Origin of the sequence: Mesorhizobium sp. CA7 (genome assembly GCF_020165015.1) — a bacterium.
In the GTDB taxonomy this organism is placed as follows: Bacteria; Pseudomonadota; Alphaproteobacteria; order Rhizobiales; family Rhizobiaceae; genus Mesorhizobium.
Genome location: NZ_JAIUHH010000007.1, coordinates 47735 through 64379, shown reverse-complemented (window position 1 = coordinate 64379; position 16645 = coordinate 47735). Strand labels below are relative to the sequence as shown.

Annotated in this window: 19 protein-coding genes; 5 read left to right on the top strand and 14 right to left on the bottom strand. The window is 62.1% G+C overall.

The window, feature by feature from the left end; translation table 11 throughout:
- Positions 1 to 6: 6 nt before the first annotated feature.
- From LB552_RS15415 to moaA, 10 genes are all read right to left on the bottom strand, one after another.
- Entirely contained in the window at positions 7 to 876 is an 870-nt protein-coding gene (locus LB552_RS15415; RefSeq protein WP_224607858.1) for an NAD(P)-dependent oxidoreductase, read from the bottom strand.
- Between the two features lie 114 nt (positions 877 to 990).
- On the bottom strand, positions 991 to 1815 hold the full coding sequence (locus LB552_RS15410) for an ABC transporter permease (protein ID WP_224607855.1): 825 nt from the start codon (positions 1813 to 1815) through the stop codon (positions 991 to 993).
- Entirely contained in the window at positions 1812 to 2528 is a 717-nt protein-coding gene (locus LB552_RS15405; RefSeq protein WP_224607852.1) for an ABC transporter permease, read from the bottom strand. Before LB552_RS15405 ends, LB552_RS15410 begins: the two co-directional genes overlap by 4 nt.
- Positions 2529 to 2606: 78 nt before the next feature.
- Positions 2607 to 3392 carry an ABC transporter substrate-binding protein gene (locus tag LB552_RS15400; RefSeq protein ID WP_095765397.1) on the bottom strand — a complete coding sequence of 262 codons (786 nt, stop codon included), beginning with the start codon at positions 3390 to 3392 and terminating at the stop codon, positions 2607 to 2609.
- 152 nt (positions 3393 to 3544) lie between these two features.
- Entirely contained in the window at positions 3545 to 4060 is a 516-nt protein-coding gene (gene mobB, locus LB552_RS15395) for a molybdopterin-guanine dinucleotide biosynthesis protein B (protein ID WP_224607849.1), read from the bottom strand.
- Positions 4057 to 4689, bottom strand: coding sequence for a molybdenum cofactor guanylyltransferase MobA (mobA, locus tag LB552_RS15390; protein ID WP_224607846.1), 633 nt, complete (start codon positions 4687 to 4689; stop codon positions 4057 to 4059). The genes mobB and mobA overlap by 4 nt, the downstream gene beginning before the upstream one ends.
- A 5-nt stretch (positions 4690 to 4694) precedes the next feature.
- On the bottom strand, positions 4695 to 5615 hold the full coding sequence (locus tag LB552_RS15385) for a DMT family transporter (RefSeq protein WP_224607843.1): 921 nt from the start codon (positions 5613 to 5615) through the stop codon (positions 4695 to 4697).
- 122 nt (positions 5616 to 5737) lie between these two features.
- The gene (locus LB552_RS15380; RefSeq protein ID WP_140628062.1) at positions 5738 to 6094 is read right to left on the bottom strand and encodes a hypothetical protein; all 357 of its coding nucleotides are present in this window, start codon (positions 6092 to 6094) and stop codon (positions 5738 to 5740) included.
- Between the two features lie 114 nt (positions 6095 to 6208).
- Positions 6209 to 6703 (bottom strand): hypothetical protein, encoded by a 495-nt coding sequence (locus tag LB552_RS15375; RefSeq protein ID WP_224607840.1) that lies wholly within the window; start codon positions 6701 to 6703, stop codon positions 6209 to 6211.
- A 55-nt stretch (positions 6704 to 6758) separates the two neighbouring features.
- Entirely contained in the window at positions 6759 to 7754 is a 996-nt protein-coding gene (gene moaA, locus LB552_RS15370) for a GTP 3',8-cyclase MoaA (RefSeq protein WP_224607837.1), read from the bottom strand.
- Positions 7755 to 8130: 376 nt separating this feature from the next.
- On the opposite strand from moaA, the gene LB552_RS15365 reads away from it, so the two are divergent.
- Together LB552_RS15365 and LB552_RS15360 are read left to right on the top strand one after the other, a co-directional pair.
- Complete coding sequence (locus LB552_RS15365) at positions 8131 to 8484, top strand: gamma-butyrobetaine hydroxylase-like domain-containing protein (RefSeq protein ID WP_095765404.1); 354 nt, start codon at positions 8131 to 8133, stop codon at positions 8482 to 8484.
- Between the two features lie 86 nt (positions 8485 to 8570).
- Positions 8571 to 9182, top strand: a complete 612-nt coding sequence (locus tag LB552_RS15360) for a pyridoxamine 5'-phosphate oxidase family protein (RefSeq protein WP_224532253.1) — start codon at positions 8571 to 8573, stop codon at positions 9180 to 9182.
- 13 nt (positions 9183 to 9195) lie between these two features.
- Here LB552_RS15360 and LB552_RS15355 read toward each other — a convergent pair whose 3' ends face one another.
- Complete coding sequence (locus tag LB552_RS15355) at positions 9196 to 9648, bottom strand: MarR family winged helix-turn-helix transcriptional regulator (RefSeq protein WP_095765406.1); 453 nt, start codon at positions 9646 to 9648, stop codon at positions 9196 to 9198.
- A 47-nt stretch (positions 9649 to 9695) separates the two neighbouring features.
- On the opposite strand from LB552_RS15355, the gene LB552_RS15350 reads away from it, so the two are divergent.
- Entirely contained in the window at positions 9696 to 10604 is a 909-nt protein-coding gene (locus LB552_RS15350; RefSeq protein WP_224607834.1) for an alpha/beta hydrolase, read from the top strand.
- A gap of 8 nt (positions 10605 to 10612) precedes the next feature.
- Here the strand turns inward: LB552_RS15350 and LB552_RS15345 are convergent, their stop codons facing one another.
- A complete protein-coding gene (locus LB552_RS15345) occupies positions 10613 to 11014 on the bottom strand; it encodes a rhodanese-like domain-containing protein (protein WP_224607831.1) in 402 nt (133 codons plus the stop codon).
- 401 nt (positions 11015 to 11415) lie between these two features.
- On the opposite strand from LB552_RS15345, the gene LB552_RS15340 reads away from it, so the two are divergent.
- A complete protein-coding gene (locus tag LB552_RS15340) occupies positions 11416 to 13296 on the top strand; it encodes a murein L,D-transpeptidase (RefSeq protein ID WP_224607828.1) in 1881 nt (626 codons plus the stop codon).
- Positions 13297 to 13360: 64 nt separating this feature from the next.
- Here the strand turns inward: LB552_RS15340 and LB552_RS15335 are convergent, their stop codons facing one another.
- Together LB552_RS15335 and LB552_RS15330 are read right to left on the bottom strand one after the other, a co-directional pair.
- Positions 13361 to 13840: a hypothetical protein gene (locus LB552_RS15335; RefSeq protein ID WP_411966096.1), complete on the bottom strand. Its 480-nt coding sequence runs from the start codon at positions 13838 to 13840 to the stop codon at positions 13361 to 13363.
- 285 nt (positions 13841 to 14125) lie between these two features.
- A complete protein-coding gene (locus LB552_RS15330; protein ID WP_224532248.1) occupies positions 14126 to 14383 on the bottom strand; it encodes a PepSY domain-containing protein in 258 nt (85 codons plus the stop codon).
- A 403-nt stretch (positions 14384 to 14786) separates the two neighbouring features.
- Here LB552_RS15330 and LB552_RS15325 point away from each other — a divergent pair, with 403 nt between their 5' ends.
- The gene (locus LB552_RS15325; RefSeq protein WP_224604815.1) at positions 14787 to 16568 is read left to right on the top strand and encodes an adenylate/guanylate cyclase domain-containing protein; all 1782 of its coding nucleotides are present in this window, start codon (positions 14787 to 14789) and stop codon (positions 16566 to 16568) included.
- Positions 16569 to 16645 lie beyond the last annotated feature (77 nt).

The following is a 16645-nucleotide window of genomic DNA, read 5'->3' as shown; positions in this document are numbered from 1 at the left end:
TCTCGCCTATCTTTCCAGGCGCGCCAGCAGCGAGGACGTGTCCCAGCGCTTGCCGCCCATGTCCTGCACATCCTTGTAGAACTGGTCGACCAATGCCGTCACCGGCAGCTTGGCGCCGTTGCGATTGGCCTCCGCCAGGCAGATGCCGAGATCCTTGCGCATCCAATCGACGGCGAAGCCGAAATCGTATTTGCCGGCATTCATTGTCTTGTGGCGGTTTTCCATCTGCCAGGAGCCGGCAGCACCCTTGGAGATCACCTCGATGACCTTCTCGATGTCGAGGCCAGCTTTCTTGCCGAAATGGATGCCCTCGGCCAGACCCTGGACGAGGCCCGCAATGGCGATCTGGTTGATCATCTTGGTCAGCTGGCCTGCGCCAGCCGATCCCATCAGGCCGACCATGCGGGCGTAGGCGTCGATGACGGGCCTGGCCTTGTCGAAGGCGGTCTCATCGCCGCCGACCATGACGGTCAGCACGCCGTTCTCGGCGCCGGCCTGGCCGCCTGACACCGGCGCGTCGAGGAAGGAGAAGCCCGCCTTGCGCGCGGCATCGTCAAGCTCGCGCGCGACCTCGGCCGACGCGGTGGTGTTGTCGATGAAGACGGCGCCCTTCTTCATGGCGGCGAAGGCGCCGTTCGCACCTGTGGTGACCGAGCGCAGATCATCGTCATTGCCGACGCAGGAAAAGACGAAGTCCTTGCCCGCGGCCGCATCGGCCGGCGTCAGCGCCAGTTTGCCGCCATGCTCGGCCACCCACTGCTCGGCCCTTGCCTTGGTGCGGTTGTAGACGGTGACGTCATGGCCGCCCTTGTTCCTGAGGTGCCCGGCCATCGGATAGCCCATGACGCCAAGACCGAGAAATGCAACCGATGCCATAGACCTGCCTTCCAACAAAACACAGTTTCCAGTGGCGGAAGGTCTAGGCCATGCGAAAAATTCGTCAAGGCACGCAGCGCCGCATCGACTGGTGCAGGCGGCCGGGGTAGCAGTCTATCGATGCAGATGGACGGTGATGCGCCGCTCGATCCACTCGACGCCGTGGCGCAGGATTTCGACCATCACCAGATAGACGATCGCCACCCAGATATAGGCCTGAATGTCGAAGGATTTCGCGTAGGCGAGCTTGGCGTTGCCCATCAGGTCGTAGACGGTGATGATGGCGACGATCGCGGAAGCCTTGATCATCAGGATGAGCTCATTGCCGTAGGGCCGGAGTGCGACGATGATCGCCTGCGGCAGGACGACTTTGCGCAGTGTCTGCAATTTGTGCAGGCCAAGCGAAGCGGCACCTTCCCATTGGCCGCGTGGCACGCTTTCGATGGCGCCGCGCAGGATTTCCGCCTGGTAGGCGGCGGTGTTGAGCGAGAAGGCAAAGACGCCGCAATAGAAGGCCTCGCGGAAGAACCACCACAATCCCACCGTCTCAAGCTCAGGGCGGAACGAGCCGATGCCGTAATAGACCAGGTAGGTCTGCACGAGCAGCGGCGTGCCGCGGAAGAAATAGACGTAGCAATAGGCGAGCCCGGACAGGAACGGGTTCTTCGACATGCGGCCATAGGCGACCGGAAGCGACAGGATGGCGCCAAGGACCATCGAAATGCTCACCAGCGACAGGGTGGTTCCTAAGCCCTGCAGATAGGCGGGAGCATATCGGGCGAAGAATTCAGCGTTCCAAGCATAGCCAAGGTAGGCGACGATGCCGAGGCCAAAAAGGCTCCAGATGCCGACCAGCGCGTAGCCGAGGATGCGGACCCGCGGCCAGCCGCGCGCTGGCGGCGGCGGCTTGTCGATGGCGATAGCCTGGCTGACGCTCATCGCGCTTCCCTCCGTCCGAGATAGCGCAGGATATAGCTCGTGGCGATCGACGACAGGACGGCCAGCGCCAGGAAGATCAGCGCCGCGATGCTGTAAAAGAGGAAGGAATGCTTGGTGACGCGCGCCGCCACGCCGGACTGGCGCAGGGTCTCCGCGAGATTGACGACCGAAACCAGCGAGGTGTCCTTGAGCAGGCTCAGCCAACAATTTTCGAGACCCGGAAAAGCGATGCGTATCAGCTGCGGTAGGATCACCAGCCGCATTGTCTGCCATTTCGACAGGCCAATGGCGTAGCCACCCTCATATTGGCCTTTCGGAATGGCGCGGAACGCGGAGAGGAACACCTCGCTGGCGTAAGAGGAGAAGATCAGCGCCAGCACGATCATGCCGGCGACGAAGCTGTTGACGTCGATAGTTGCTTCCGGATTGAACAGCCGGACGAGATATTGCAGCAGAAGCGGCATGCCGAAGAAGAACAGGAACAGCGTCACCAGTTCCGGCAGGCCGCGAAAGACCGTGGTGTAGATGTTGCCGGCAAGGCGCAGCGACGGCTCTTCATGCTGCTTGGCGAAGGCGACGAAAAAGCCGATCACCAGGCCGATCGGCAGTGTGGCGAGCGCCAGCGCGATGGTGACCAGAACGCCAGAGGCAATGTCGTCACTCCAGCCCTCCGGTCCCCAGCTGAGAAGTGTCCAAATGCTTTGGGCCGGCATTGACGGGTCGTGTCTCCGTGGCGATCCCGGAAGAATCTAAGGACGGCGAGGCATGCCTCACCGCCCTTGGCTTATCGATCAGGACTCGGCGCCGTAGACGTCGAACTTGAAGTATTTGTCGTTGATTTCCTTGTACTTTCCGTTCTTTCGGATGGTGTCGATCGCTTCATTCAGCTTGTTGACCAGATCGGTCTCGCCCTTGCGCACGGCGATGCCGGCGCCCGGTCCGAAGATTTCGACCGGCTGCGGCGAGGGCTGGCCGAGGATCTTGCAGCAGGCGCCGTCCGGCGAATCCAGCCACTGCTGCAACACAACGATGTCGTCCTCGATCGCATCGAGACGGCCATTGGCGAGGTCAGCCTGTTCCTCGGGGCTGCTCGGATAGCCCTTGATGGTGCTGTCCGTGTAGGTCTTCGAAGCATAGTTGTAGTGCGTGGTGGTGGTGGCGACGCCGATGGTCTTGCCGGCGAGGTCTTCCTTGGTCACGCCCTTGAGTGGTGAATCCTTCGGCACGGCGATGGCCGAGGGGGTGTTGTAGTATTTGTGGGTGAAGTCGACCTTTTCCTGGCGCTCGGGCGTGATCGACATCGAGGCGACGATGGCGTCGAACTTGCCGGCCTGGAGCGCGGGGATGATGCCGTCCCAATCCTGCGCGACGAAGGTGCATTTCACCTTCATCTCGTCACAGAGAGCCTTGGCGATATCGATGTCGAAGCCGACCAGCTGGCCGTCCGAGGTCAGGTTATTGAAGGGCGGGTACGCGCCTTCGGTGCCGATCCTCAGGGTCTTTTCCTGAGCCTGGGCGACGCCGAGTGTCAGCAGCGCGGCCGAAGCGGCGAGCGCGATACGCAGTGCAATACGCATGATAATCCTCTCATATTGTCATGGCCGCTGTCCCGTGCGGCTCTTGTGGGCGGTGCTTTCTTGACCGCCCGCTGAGGCGGATACTCCCACTCTTTGCGAGAAAAAAGCAACTGCAAATCAACGGCAAACGACAATCAGGATGTGCCGCTGCGTTAGTTGGTCTGAGCCACGAGACCTGTGCTGCGCTCGATGAAGTCGGCTATCGATTTCGTGTCGTCGAGGTCGAAAACCGGCAGGTCTCCGCCTTCGACCGTGAAGTCGGCGGCGACCGCGACAATGTTGGGATCGTTGGCCGAAAGCGGCGTCCGATCCTTGGCTTCAAGCCGCCTTGCCTCGATCTTCTTATGCGCCTCGCGCTTGTAGCCTTCGACCAGCACGATGTCCGCGGGCGACAGCCGCGCCAGAATGTCGTCCAGCGTCGGCTCGTTCTCCTCGCGCAATTCGTGCATCAGCGCCCAGCGCCGGCCGGAGACGATGGCGACTTCCGTCGCGCCCGCCTGGCGGTGGCGGAAGGAGTCGGCGCCCGGCTTGTCGATGTCGAAGTCATGGTGCGCGTGCTTCACCGTCGACACCGTCCAGCCGCGCGCCACCAGCTCTGTGACCAGCTTTTCCGTCAGGGTCGTCTTGCCGGAGTTCTTCCAGCCGGTGATGCCGAATACGCGTCTCATGGCCCGAGGCTTTGCAACAGACGCTCCGCCGCCGCAAGGTCGTCCGGTGTGTTGATGTTGAAGAACGGATCGATCTTTTGGCCGCGAGCCTCGATCATGGGAAACTCGACCTCGACATGGCCGTGCCGCTCCATGAAGGTAGAAACCCGCCGGTTGTCCTCATCGACCAGGAAATGGCGCAAGGCGTCGCGCAGGCCGAGCGGCCAGAGCGCGAAGGTCGGGTGCCATCTGCCGTCGGAGCTGGCGACGGCGATCGTGCCGGGCCGATCGAGCGCTGCCACCACCAGGCGCTCGACGAGGTTGTAGGGAAAGAACGGCGTGTCGCCGGCGGCGCTCACCAGCCACCGGCAGCCTGTTTGCGTTGCCGCCCATTCGAGGCCGGTGAGAATGCCTGCGAGCGGGCCGGCATGACCCGGCATCGTATCTTGGATCACCGGCAGGTCCATGCCGGCAAACCGCGCCGGATCGCCGTTCGCGTTGAGTCCCAGTGTGGCTACCTGCGGCCTTAGTCGCGTGGCGACATGGTCGATCAGCCTGGCTTTGCCCAATGAAAGGAGCGGCTTGTCGCCGCCGCCCATCCGGCGCGACTGGCCACCGGCCAGAATGATCCCCGCAACACTTCGGTCCATCGCGCCTATATGCCGTCCGGTGCCATGTCGGGTCCAGCGCTTTCGGCGGCAGGTTGCTGCCGGCCGACGACGCGCTCGCGGTAGAGGGCATAGAGGCCCGAGCCGATGATGATGGCGGCGCCGACGGTCATCGGCGCATCGGGGATATCACCGAAAATGACGAGGCCGAGCAGGATCGACCACAATAACGCGGTGTAGCGGAACGGCGCGATGAAGGAGATGTCGCCCGAGCGCATCGCCATGATGATGAACTGATAGCCGATGAGCACCAGCACAGCCGCCAGCGCCAGAAGCGTGGTCGCCCGGCCGCTCATCGGCGTCCAGCCGCCCATCGGCGACAAAAGCAGCGCGCCCAGCACCGTCATGGCAAGCGCGGTCGCCGTCGACACCAGCATGGTCGGGATCGCCTCGGGGATCCGCTTGGTGGCGAGATCGCGCACCGCATAGCAGGCGACGCTGGTCAATGCCAGCAGCGAGTAGACGCTGAAGCCCTCGAAGCCCGGCCGCACGATGATCAGCACGCCGGTGAAGCCGATGGCAATGGCAAGCCAGCGCCGCCAGCCGACGCCTTCGCCGAAGAACAGCGCCGCGCCCATGGTCACCGCCAGCGGGAGCGCCTGCAGCACGGCCGAGACGTTGGCGATCGGCAAATGCCCAAGCGCGATCAGAAACGATACCGTGGCGCCGGCTTCGCCCGCGACGCGCGTCGCCACCATCGGCTGCAGCATGGCCGCCGGATTGGCAAGCGCGCCGCGCCGCCAGGCGAGCAGGCCGACGAACAAGGACGCGAAGGCGCCCCGCACCAGCATGACCTGCGCCATGTTCATCGATTCCGACGAGAATTTGGTGATCGCGTCGTTCAAGGTGAAGCCGACCATGGCCACGATCATGAACAGCGCGCCGCGCAGATTTGGCGAGAGAGGCAAGGGCGTTTCCGGACTATTTTAATTCAGCCGTCTAGCAGGCAGCCGGAAAACAGCAACGGCAAAGAAATGGGCCACGAATTTCTGCGTGGCCCGTGAGATCGATTTGCCGAGCTTTGGAAGGCTTACTTCGGCGTCAGCACCTCGGTGCCGTTGCCGTTCTGGCCGGCGATGGTCCACAGCCCGTGCAGGGAGCCGTCCTTCTCGATCTTGTAGACGACGAGACCGATCTCCTTGCCCATCGCGTAGCCGGCGGAAAATGCATTGTCGTTACGCATGCAGATGCCGTCCGAGGTCGAACCGCCGGTTTCCCAGTGGATGGTGCAGGTCGTGTCGCTGGTCAGCGTGATGGTTGCCTCGCCGTCATATTTCGAGCCGTCGAAATTGGTGCCGGCGACGGTGTAGGTGCCGCCGATCGACTGAGCCGCGGCCGATACGGAAGCAACCCCAAGCATTGCCAGTGAAAGCATGAATGTGCGCATGTGCACTCCCCCTAGAGCGATAATCGCGCGCGAAGGCTAGGCTGGAAAAGGTCGGCGGTAAATCGGCCGGAAGGCGACGCCAGCGCTTTATTTTCAGTGCGGCTCAGGCTGACCTCAAGGGCCGCGCAGGGTCTTGGCGATGGAGCCGGCCAAAGGGCCGTATTTTGCCTTGAGCGCGGCAGGGTATTCGATCCAGACGGTGCGAATGACATCGTCCTTTCCGAACAGGCGTCGTTCGTAAAAAATGTTGCCGTCCTTGGTGCCGGAGAGCACCGCCCAGTTCTTGCCGGTCTTGCTGTAGGTGATCTTGTAACCCGGTTCGGTGCTGGCTTTCTCCTGGACGACGAAACCTTGCGGCGTGTCGTTGTCGATGTTGTAGATGCCGGAACAGGTCAGGCTGGCGCCGTCGGCGCTAAGCCATTGCTGTCCGTCGCCATTTTCCGGCTCGGGCATCGGCTTGTTGAAGATGTCGTCGGGAAAAGTGCAGGACTGGCCGAACCGCGCATTCACATAGGTGAAGGGCTTGGCCATCGCGGTCGCCGGCATGATTGTCGACAGGGACAAGATCGCCGCTACCGACGACCAACCGATGCGTTGCGAACGTTGCATGATCCGCCCTTTGGTCGATGACCGAAGGTGATCCTGCACCAAATCGCAGAAAAAATCAGCCGCCGGTGACGCTCATATGCCGAGATACCGATGGGCGGCTGGTGCGGCGGTCGATGACGAAATCATGGCCCTTGGGCTTGCGGCCGATGGCTTCGTCGATCGCCTCGCCGAGCAGCTCGTTGCCTTCGGTGGCGCGCAACGGCGCCCTGAGGTCCGCGGCGTCCTCCTGGCCAAGGCACATATAGAGCGTGCCGGTGCAGGTCAGCCGCACGCGGTTGCAGCTTTCGCAGAAATTATGCGTCATCGGCGTGATGAAGCCGAGCCGGCCGCCGGTCTCCGTGACATGGACATAGCGGGCCGGGCCGCCGGTCTTGTAAGGAATATCGGAGAGCGTGAACTGGCGCTCCAGCGCGGCGCGCAGCAGCGACAGCGGCAGATACTGGTCGGTGCGGTCGGCCTCGATCTCGCCCATCGGCATCGTCTCGATGAGGGTGAGGTCCATGCCGCGGCCATGCGCCCAGCGCATCAGCTCGGGGATTTCGGCGTCGTTGAAGTCGCGCAGTGCAACCGCATTGAGCTTGATCTTCAACCCGGCCTTCTGCGCGGCATCGATGCCCTCCATCACCTTGCCGAGATTGCCCCAGCGCGTGATCCGGTGGAATTTCTCGGCATCGAGCGTGTCGAGCGAGACGTTGATGCGCTTGACGCCGCAATCGGCGAGCTCGGCGGCGAAGCGCGACAGCTGCGAGCCGTTAGTGGTCAGCGTCAATTCGTCCAGAGCGCCGCTTTCGAGATGCCGCGACAGCTGGCGCACCAGATGCATGATGTTCTTGCGAACCAGCGGCTCGCCGCCCGTCAGCCTGAGCTTCTTCACGCCTTTCTCGATGAAAACAGTGCAGAGCCGGTCAAGCTCCTCGAGCGACAACAGATCCTTCTTCGGCAAGAAGGTCATGTCCTCGGCCATGCAATAGGTGCAGCGAAAATCGCAGCGGTCGGTGACCGACACGCGCAGATAGCTGATGGTGCGACCGAAGGGGTCGATCATGTCCATTTGCAAACGTTTCCCATGGCCTGAGCGGCACCGTTATATACAGCTATGTGATACGATCCAATGCCGCATTCAAGATAGACGGTCTTGATCTTTGGTAACATTCCCCGGCCGACATCCCGTGTCGGCTGGCTGAAAGTCTTGGTCGGATGCATGTCGTTTGTCTCAGAACCGCTGCCCACTTCCGGGCGACATGCATTGGCACCGGTCTTTCCGGATTGCGCGAAGCGGCGTAGGGAAGGGCGCTACCCAGAGCATGATGCCGAAAAGTGTGAAGCGGTTTTTCGGACGACATCATGCTCTATCTCTTTGACTTAGAGACGGATTCAGATTTCAGGTCGAACAAACCTGAAATAATCCGGCTCCAGACAGGACAGTCATGACCGCCCCAAAGGAACTCAGGGTCTCGAAGGACCGCAAGCTGCTGACGGTGACCTTCCCGGGCCATCAACCGTTCGAATTGCCGGCGGAGTTTTTGCGCGTGGCTTCGCCGTCGGCGGAGGTGCAGGGCCATTCGCCGGAGCAGCGCGTGACGGTGCCCGGCAAGCGCAATGTCGCGATCCTCAAGATCGAGCCGGTCGGCAATTATGCGGTGCGCATCACCTTCGACGATTTCCACGACACCGGTATCTTCACCTGGAACTATCTGCATACGCTTGGCCACGAAAAGGACGAGCGCTGGAACGCCTATCTTACCGAGTTGGCCGAGAAGGGACTGAGCCGGGATCGCTAGCCCGGCGCGTGGCAATCCAATGTCGGCTGTCGTCTAGACGTCATGGACATGGAGTAGCGCCGGCAAAAGGTCAGGAGGCGAAAAAGGTGTCGCGCATCACATCCGTCGAACAGCTCGAGGTCCTCTACGGCCTGCCGGGCGAGGCTTCGGTCGTCAAGGAACTCGACCATGTGATTCCCGAATATGCCGCCTTCATCGAGGCCTCGCCCTTCGTGGCGCTGGCGACGAGCGGGCCCGAGGGCCTCGACTGCTCGCCGCGCGGCGATCTCGCCGGCTTCGTGCGCATTGTCGACGACAAGACTCTGATGATGCCCGACAGGCGCGGCAACAATCGCGCCGATTCGCTGAAGAACATCATTCGCGATCCGCGCGTCGGCCTGCTCTTTCTGGTGCCGGGCTCGGGCACCACGCTGCGCGTCAACGGCCGCGCTCACATCACGACCGATGCCGGGCTTTGCGCGTCCTTCACGGTCGACGGCAAGCCGGCCCGCTCGGTCACTGTCATCGATGTCGATACGGTCTATTTCCAATGCGCCCGCGCTATCGTCCGCTCGGAACTATGGAACCCGGCCAGGCATATCGACCCGAAGTCGCTGCCGACACCCGGCCAGATTCTCGAGATCACCAGCCGTAAGAACATCGACGGCCAGAAGTACGACGAGGAATGGCCGGAAAGAGCGAAGAAGACGATGTGGTGATTGGAAGCCGCGCTCAGGCTTCCTTCAGCACGTCGGCGATCTTGCGCATCTGCTCGCCGATCATGTCGCACTGCTCCGGCGTCGACTGGCTCATCGCCTTCTCGATCAGCGCCATATGAACCTTCAGGGCCTTCATCAGCAGAGCCTCGCCCGCCTCGGTGAGGTTCAGCCGCAGCACCCGCTTGTCCTTCTCGTCGCCTTCGCGACGCAGCAACCCGCGGGCCTCGAGCTGCGGCAACAGCATGGTGATGTTGGAGCGGCCGACGAGCAGCTTGCGGGCAAGGTCGTGCTGCGACATGCCGGGGTGGCGGTAGAGGTTCATCAGCACGTCGAGCTGCGCCGGCTTAAGGTCGAGCGGGCCGAGCTTAACCGCCAGCGTGCGCTCCAGCACATGGCAGGCGCGCGCCACCGCAACCCAGTTGCGAAAGCGAGGGTTGTCCCAGGGTAGCTCTTGCTTAATGTTCATCTTTGAACTATTATGTTCATGCTTGAACGAATGGATGGACTGCCAATATGGCATCATTTGGAATGAAGGTCATCCGGGGCGTTTTCGGCGCGGCCGAGCATGTTGCGCCGCGTCTCGGCGGCCGTGCCGCCTTCGAATTGTTTTGCCGCACACCAAACATCAAGACCTTGAGCGACGGCGAACGCCGAGCCGTCGAGCGTGCCTCAGCCTTCATGGCCGAGGCGCGCCATCACAGGCTGAAAACCAGGACCGATTGCGTCGCAGTGCATGAATTCCGGCCGGAGCCGGGCAGGGAGTCGCGCGGCACGGTGCTCGTCATCCATGGCTGGCGCTCGCGCACCGAATATATGCGCGCCCTTATCGAAGGGTTTCGCGGCGCCGGCTACAAGGTTGTTTCGCTCGACCTGCCTGGGCATGGCCATTCGCTCGGCCGCCATCTCAACATGGTGACTGCCGTGGACGCGGCGCGGGTCGCCGGCGAATGGTTCGGCCCCTTTGCCGCCGCCGTCGGCCATTCCTTCGGCGGCGCGATTGCCGCCAATGCCGTTGCCGCATCGGTCAAGGGCATGCCGCCGCTTGCGGCGCAAAAGCTGGTGCTGATTGCGGCGCCGAGCTCGCTGCCTGCAATCTTCGACGACTTCAGCGATATGATGAATGTCGGGCCGCGCTCGCGCGTCGCCATGGCGGACAGGGTGAGATACCTTTCCGGGCGTCCGCTCAGCGAATTCACCGGCGACCGCCAGCTTGCGGAGGCGTCGGTGCCGACGCTGATCATCCACGCGCCGGACGATCGCGAAGTCCATGCCGATCATGCGAAGCGTTATGCGGGCGCCGGCGAGCATGTCCACCTGCATTGGGCCGAGGGGCTTGGCCACCGGCGTATCCTCACCGACAGGGACGTCGTCGCGCGCGCGGTCGGCTTTGTGACTGGGCAGCGGGAAACGGCCCTGCACTAATCAACCCATCAGTCCGCCTTCTTTTTCTGCCCCGGCTCTACGGGCAGGCCGGCTGCTTTCCAGGCGCTATAGCCGCCGAGGATATGCTTGACCTGCGTCAGGCCCATGTCCTGCGCCGTCTTCGTGGCAAGCGCCGAGCGCCAGCCTCCGGCGCAGAAGAAGACGAAGGTCTTGCCGCTGGCGAAGAACGGCTTGTGATACGGGCTTTCGGGATCGATCCAGAATTCCAGCATGCCTCGCGTCACATGCTTGGCGCCGGGGATCTTGCCGTCACGTTCGACCTCGCGCGGGTCGCGCAGATCGACGAAGATCGTGTCCTCATCCTCCAGCAGCCCCGCTGCCTCCTCAGGCGACACGACCTCGATCTCGGCATTCGCCTCGTCGAGAAGCTGGCGATATCCCTTCTTCACTGCACATCCTCCAGGCCGTGGCTCGAGGCCGCCGGAATTTCGATCACAAAGACCGCGCTTTGTCACGCCTTGGCCGTGCCGCACAGAGCGGCCGTCGAATCCGCCGGTGATTCCTGCTTGACGACAGTCCACTCGAAACGCTGCCCGCGTACCTATGTGACTTTTTCGCCTATCGGCAACGCCACGCCTGATTGTCCCGGGTGTCGGAACACTTGGAACGGCCAGCTCGTTTTAGGTCTCACAAGGATGTGAAACCGTTCTGCAACACGGCTCCGAAAATTTATGGAAGCTTAACGAAATCAGTATGAATCGGTATAGTCACGTCATACATCCGCCTTGCGGAGGGCGGGACCGTCCAGCGGCGTGGAACGGGAACCGGTTTCAACCGGTGCGGGTGAAGCATGAAAATCCTCGGAAACAAAAAAGCCGTCCTGCCGATCGCGGTCGCGGCGACTCTTGCCCTCGGGCAGCAGTCGGCAAGCGCGCAAGGGCTGTTCGACATGCTGTTCGGCGGCGGCATCCGGCACAGCCCGCAAGGCGAGTTTCCGCCGCCGCCAAAGCCGCGCAAGGTGCGGCCGGCCGGAGAGGATGGTGGCGGCGTCAGGATCAGCAGCCCGACCTATAACACCTACAGGGCCGACAAGCTTGTCCGGGTCGATTTCAAATCGCTGCTGCCGGCACCGCAGGCCGCGACCCCTCAGGACGCCGCCTTTGTCCCGTCGGTGACGAGCAATAGCTTCCGTGATGCCGTCGCAGGCTTGAGCGACTATGAGCTGTTTGCCGAGCCGGATATCGCCAAGGCGCTGATCGCCTATTATTCGGCCAATCCGGATTTCATCTGGGTGAGCGACAATACCCCCAACAGCCGGGCGCAGGATGCAGTGCGTGTCCTGGGGGAGGCGGCGAGTTACGGCCTGACGCCGGCCGACTACTCCGTCGATGTCCCGGCAGCCGCCAATTACGCCGCCACACCGGAAGAGCGGACCAAGGAACTGGTCCGCTTCGAGATGGCGCTGTCGGCCCGCGTGCTGCGCTATGCCCATGATGCCCAGAGCGGTCGCGTCGATCCCAACCGGATGACCGGCTATTACGATTTTCCGGCCAAGCCGCTCGATCTTGAAGGCGTGTTGAAGACGCTGGCGCATACCCAGGAGGTCCGCACCTATCTCGAATCGCGCCATCCGCAGAATGCCGAATACCAGGCGCTGCGCGTCGAGCTGGAAGCGCTCGAGGCGAGCGAGGAAAACGAGATCGTCGTCGATCCCAAGCTCCTGCTCAAACCCGGCGAAAGCAGCCCGGAATTGCCAAAGTTGCTGACGCTTATTTCCCGTAATCTCGATGACGAGATGGGCGGCAGCTATGGCGAAGTGCTCGCGAGGCTCGGCAAGAGCGAGCTCTACGATCCCGAGCTGGTGCCGGTGATCAAGGCGGTGCAGCAGCGCGCCGGCATGAAGGGCGACGGTGTCATCGGCCCGCGCACGGTGGCTTCATTGGCCGGCGCCTCAAAGGCGGACAAGGTCGAGAAGGTCAAGGTCGCGCTCGAGGAACTGCGCTGGATGCCGTCTGATCTCGGCAGCCCGCGCGTCTTCATCAACCAGCCCGCCTTCACCGCCAGCTATATCGACAATGGCGAGGAGAAGCTGAAGACCCGCGCGGTCATCGGCCGGGTCACCAACCAGACCGCCTTCTTCTATAACCAGATCAAGCAGGTCGACTTCCATCCTTATTGGGGCGTGCCGCAGTCGATCATCGTCAACGAGATGCTGCCAAGACTGCGCGGCGATCCGGGCTATCTCGACCGCGCCGGCTATGAGGTGACGGATTCGCGCGGCAAGCGCATCCCGTCGGCGGCGGTCGATTGGGGTGCCTATGGCGCCAACATTCCGTTCAGCGTGCGTCAGCAGCCGAGCGAGGCCAATGCGCTGGGCGAGTTGAAGATCCTCTTCCCCAACAAGCATGCCATCTACATGCACGACACGCCGCAGAAGTCGTTCTTCGAGCGCGACATGCGCGCGCTCAGCCATGGCTGCGTGCGGCTACAGGATCCGCGCGGCATGGCCGCCGCCGTGCTGGGCACCACGGTCGACGATATCGCCGAGAAGCTGAAGCACGGGCATTCGACCGAGAATGTCACGCGCGTCATTCCGGTCTATGTCGCCTATTTCACCGCATGGCCGGACATGTCCGGCAAGGTCGAGTATTTCGACGACGTCTATGGCCGCGATTCCAAGCTGATACAGGCGCTCGACGCGACCGAAGCGGTGCGCACGCCGTCAAGCTGAGCGCTTTTTACTCCAAGCAATTCCGGACGGAAGGTTACCGCGAAGCCGCCGAGCCCTGACCGCTTCACACTTTTCCCGAAATTGCTTTGATCAACGGCCGGCGCAATCCGGCGTTTCGCCCGGCGATCAGCCAATAGATCAGGCCGGCTACGAGGCCGCCGCCGGCGATGATGCCCATGTCGGCCCAGCGTTCCGGATCATTGGCGGCGTCCGGCCAGATCAGCATGAAACCGGCTGCCGCGGCAGCGGCGCCGAACAGCATATGCAGCCAGAAGCTCCGCAGCGAAAAGAACTCGGCGATCATTGCAAAGACCAGCGTCTGCATACCCGTCAGGATGATCGTCAGAAAGTAGATGAACATGCCGAGCGGCGGCACCACCAGTGCGGCGACCGGCGTGAACGCCATAAGCTCGAAGTAACCCGGAGCATTGGGCAGCGAACTCAATATCGCGTAGATCACCACCACGGCGATCAACCCGACAAGCACCGCGACCAGATAGCCGACAAGCACCATCAGGATGCGCTTCAGGACGTAGCCAATCATTGCCATGCACCCCCGTGCCCGCAATCACGGCGGGCAGTCAGCCACCAAAGTTGTGACGATGCAAGGGGTCCATCGCGCCGGAACGCGGCACAGGAGCGTTCAGGCGCTAGGTCAGGATGACGTTTCGTTGAATCGCCATCCGATCTAACTCTTGTTGGAGACGATCTTCTCTGAAAACCGGTTCCCACTTGTCGGGATAACGCTCTAACGCGCAGATGCCGGGGATCGGGCAGGGGTCCATTTGCCCCTAGTAGGTCTGGCGGAATGGCCGCAGGCGGACGCGGCCTATTTGGGTTCGCCGGTCACGGGATCGTAGGTGATTTGGACCTTGGCCTTGTCCGTCGTGTAGTAAGTGATGGTGTAGCCGTCGCTATCCCATTCGACCTCCTTCACATAGCGGAAGTCTGTGCGGTGCTCGACCTTGGCGACGATCTCCGAGAGCTTCTTGGCATTTTGCGACGGCAGTGGCTGGTCGTCCGCCGCAAAGGCTTGTCCACTGATAAGCAGGAAAGCGATACCGGTTGCTGAAACAACAGTGCGCATGAGAGCCCTCAAATCTCGTCGGCGTCAGTGCCGTCAGAAACTCGCGCGCAGGCAGGTTGGTTCCGCAGCGCCGCAATAACCGACTTTTGCGGCGCATTCCTCGATGCGGCCGCAGGAGCCGGCCAATATTGCGTAGCAGAGAAAATGTAATAATTTCAACTGGTAAGGTCGAACTTTGGATGTGTCTCCTGACGTAATGAACCACTAACCATGCGCCGGAGGGTGAATTCGCCATATTAGCTGTTCGTGGTAGAGCTTTCGGCAAGACCCTGATAGAATTCTGGTCATAAGAGGGTGGCAACAGTGCGCCGGGCCTGCCGAGGATTTCCGTCGGCAGCCGGTGACGCGTTTCTTTGAGCGCAGGTCGCCCGTTCTGGACTGCAGCGGGACTGGGGGCTCAATCATGGCTGAACGGAATTATACCCGTCAGCTTGCGACAATCATTTCAATCGACGCCGTAGGATTCTCGAGGCTTATGGGCATCGACGACGAGTTGGCTGTTGCCGCCTTCGAGGAAAGGCGCGACATCATCGCCGACAGTTGCGGAGCATTTGGCGGGCGCACGTTCGGCGATGCCGGCGACAGCATCATGGCCGAATTCGGCAATCCAATCGAAGCCTTGCGGGCAGCCTTCGATTTCCAGGCCCGGATCGTGGCGCTGAATGCCGCTGTCGCCGAGGACATGCGCATGCCTTTTCGCGCCGGGATCAACACCGGCGATGTCATCGTCCGCGAGGGCCGTCTCTATGGCGACGACGTGAATATCGCGGCCAGGCTTCAGGAATTCGCGCCGCATGACGGCGTCGCCATCTCGGCGACGACGTGGCATCACGTGAAGGACAAGACGGCGGCCGTATTCACCGATCTCGGCGAGTTCAGCCTGAAGAACATCGCCCTGCCGGTGCGGGTCCTAATCGCCGGTCGCGGCGGCAACGGCCCTGCCGCGACGGCTTCCTTCGCTTCCATTCCCGCCACGCTCAGTCATTCCAGGCCGATCGCCAAGGGCCCGCCGGCAATCGCCGTGCTGCCGTTCCAGGGCAACGGAAGCGAACCCGATGTCGGCTACATGGCCGACGGTATCGCCGAGGACATCATCTACGGTCTTTCCAACACGCGCTGGCTTTCGGTCATCGCCAAGGGCTCGAGTTTCCAGTTTCGGGACGACAGCCTCGGCACAAGGCTCATCGGCAACGCGCTGGGTGCCCGCTACATCGTCAGCGGCACGTTGGCGCGCTCCAACAGGCAGATCCGCCTTAATGCGTCGCTCACCGATACCTCGAACGGGCGCCTGGTCTGGTCGCAACGTTTCGACCGCGATCTCGTCGATATCTTCAGCCTGCGCGACCAGATCGGCAGCGAGATCGTTTCCATACTCGACAAGGAGGTCGACCGCGCCGAACAGGCGCGCACGTTCCAGGTGCCGTGGGAAAGCCTCGAGACCTGGCAACTGGTCAGGCGCGGCCGCTGGCACATGAACAGGCGGACACGTCGCGATACCGAAATCGCGCTCGACTTCTTCGACAAGGCCTACCAGGAAGATCCGAATTCGAGCGCCGTGCTCAACGAACTCGCATGGTGGTATTTCTGGAGGGCATGGCTGCGCTTCGGCGACAGCGACGATCTGGAGAAAGTCGAGACGCTTGCGCGCAAGGCGCTGCTGATGGACAGCCTCGATGCGCGTCCGCATGCCTATCTCGGCGCAGCCGACATCATGCGCGGCCAGCCGGCATTGGCGGCCGAGCATCTTGCCGAAGCGATCCACATCAATCCGAGCTTCGCCTTCGCCCGCTCGGCCATGGGCAGCGCACACCTTTTGCTTGGCGATGCGACCAGCGCGATCCCCTTCTTCCTCGACACTGACCGATTGAGCCCGTTCGACCTCTATCGCTTCCACAATCTGGGGGAACTGGCCGCGGCCTATTGCTTCGTCGAGGACTGGCAGGCCGCGATCGCCACCGCCGAGCGCTCGCTCAACCTGTCGCCAGGTTACTTCTACGCAAGATTCCTGAAGATAGGCGCCCTGATGAGAAGCGGTCGGCGCGACGAGGCGGCGCATGAACTCGCGATTTTCATGACCAGGCACCCCGATTTTTCCGAGCAGAGGATACGCTGGATACCATTCGTGGACCCAGCCAAGAACAATTTCCTGATCGGCAATTTCGATCAGGCCAAGTCTGCCGCATGATCGCCGGGGCCGACAACAAATGACTGTGAACGAATTCACATACGCCGGACCGATGCAAACCTAGGCCAGACAATGCC

What these genes read in the sequence shown, in the direction of transcription:
- LB552_RS15415 (WP_224607858.1), bottom strand. Translation starts at nt 876, where the DNA reads ATGGCATCGGTTGCATTTCTCGGTCTTGGCGTCATGGGCTATCCGATG.
- LB552_RS15410 (WP_224607855.1), bottom strand. Translation starts at nt 1,815, where the DNA reads ATGAGCGTCAGCCAGGCTATCGCCATCGACAAGCCGCCGCCGCCAGCG.
- LB552_RS15405 (WP_224607852.1), bottom strand. Translation starts at nt 2,528, where the DNA reads ATGCCGGCCCAAAGCATTTGGACACTTCTCAGCTGGGGACCGGAGGGC.
- LB552_RS15400 (WP_095765397.1), bottom strand. Translation starts at nt 3,392, where the DNA reads ATGCGTATTGCACTGCGTATCGCGCTCGCCGCTTCGGCCGCGCTGCTG.
- mobB (WP_224607849.1), bottom strand. Translation starts at nt 4,060, where the DNA reads ATGAGACGCGTATTCGGCATCACCGGCTGGAAGAACTCCGGCAAGACG.
- mobA (WP_224607846.1), bottom strand. Translation starts at nt 4,689, where the DNA reads ATGGACCGAAGTGTTGCGGGGATCATTCTGGCCGGTGGCCAGTCGCGC.
- LB552_RS15380 (WP_140628062.1), bottom strand. Translation starts at nt 6,094, where the DNA reads ATGCGCACATTCATGCTTTCACTGGCAATGCTTGGGGTTGCTTCCGTA.
- LB552_RS15375 (WP_224607840.1), bottom strand. Translation starts at nt 6,703, where the DNA reads ATGCAACGTTCGCAACGCATCGGTTGGTCGTCGGTAGCGGCGATCTTG.
- moaA (WP_224607837.1), bottom strand. Translation starts at nt 7,754, where the DNA reads ATGGACATGATCGACCCCTTCGGTCGCACCATCAGCTATCTGCGCGTG.
- LB552_RS15365 (WP_095765404.1), top strand. Translation starts at nt 8,131, where the DNA reads ATGACCGCCCCAAAGGAACTCAGGGTCTCGAAGGACCGCAAGCTGCTG.
- LB552_RS15355 (WP_095765406.1), bottom strand. Translation starts at nt 9,648, where the DNA reads ATGAACATTAAGCAAGAGCTACCCTGGGACAACCCTCGCTTTCGCAAC.
- LB552_RS15350 (WP_224607834.1), top strand. Translation starts at nt 9,696, where the DNA reads ATGGCATCATTTGGAATGAAGGTCATCCGGGGCGTTTTCGGCGCGGCC.
- LB552_RS15340 (WP_224607828.1), top strand. Translation starts at nt 11,416, where the DNA reads ATGAAAATCCTCGGAAACAAAAAAGCCGTCCTGCCGATCGCGGTCGCG.
- LB552_RS15335 (WP_411966096.1), bottom strand. Translation starts at nt 13,840, where the DNA reads ATGATTGGCTACGTCCTGAAGCGCATCCTGATGGTGCTTGTCGGCTAT.
- LB552_RS15330 (WP_224532248.1), bottom strand. Translation starts at nt 14,383, where the DNA reads ATGCGCACTGTTGTTTCAGCAACCGGTATCGCTTTCCTGCTTATCAGT.
- LB552_RS15325 (WP_224604815.1), top strand. Translation starts at nt 14,787, where the DNA reads ATGGCTGAACGGAATTATACCCGTCAGCTTGCGACAATCATTTCAATC.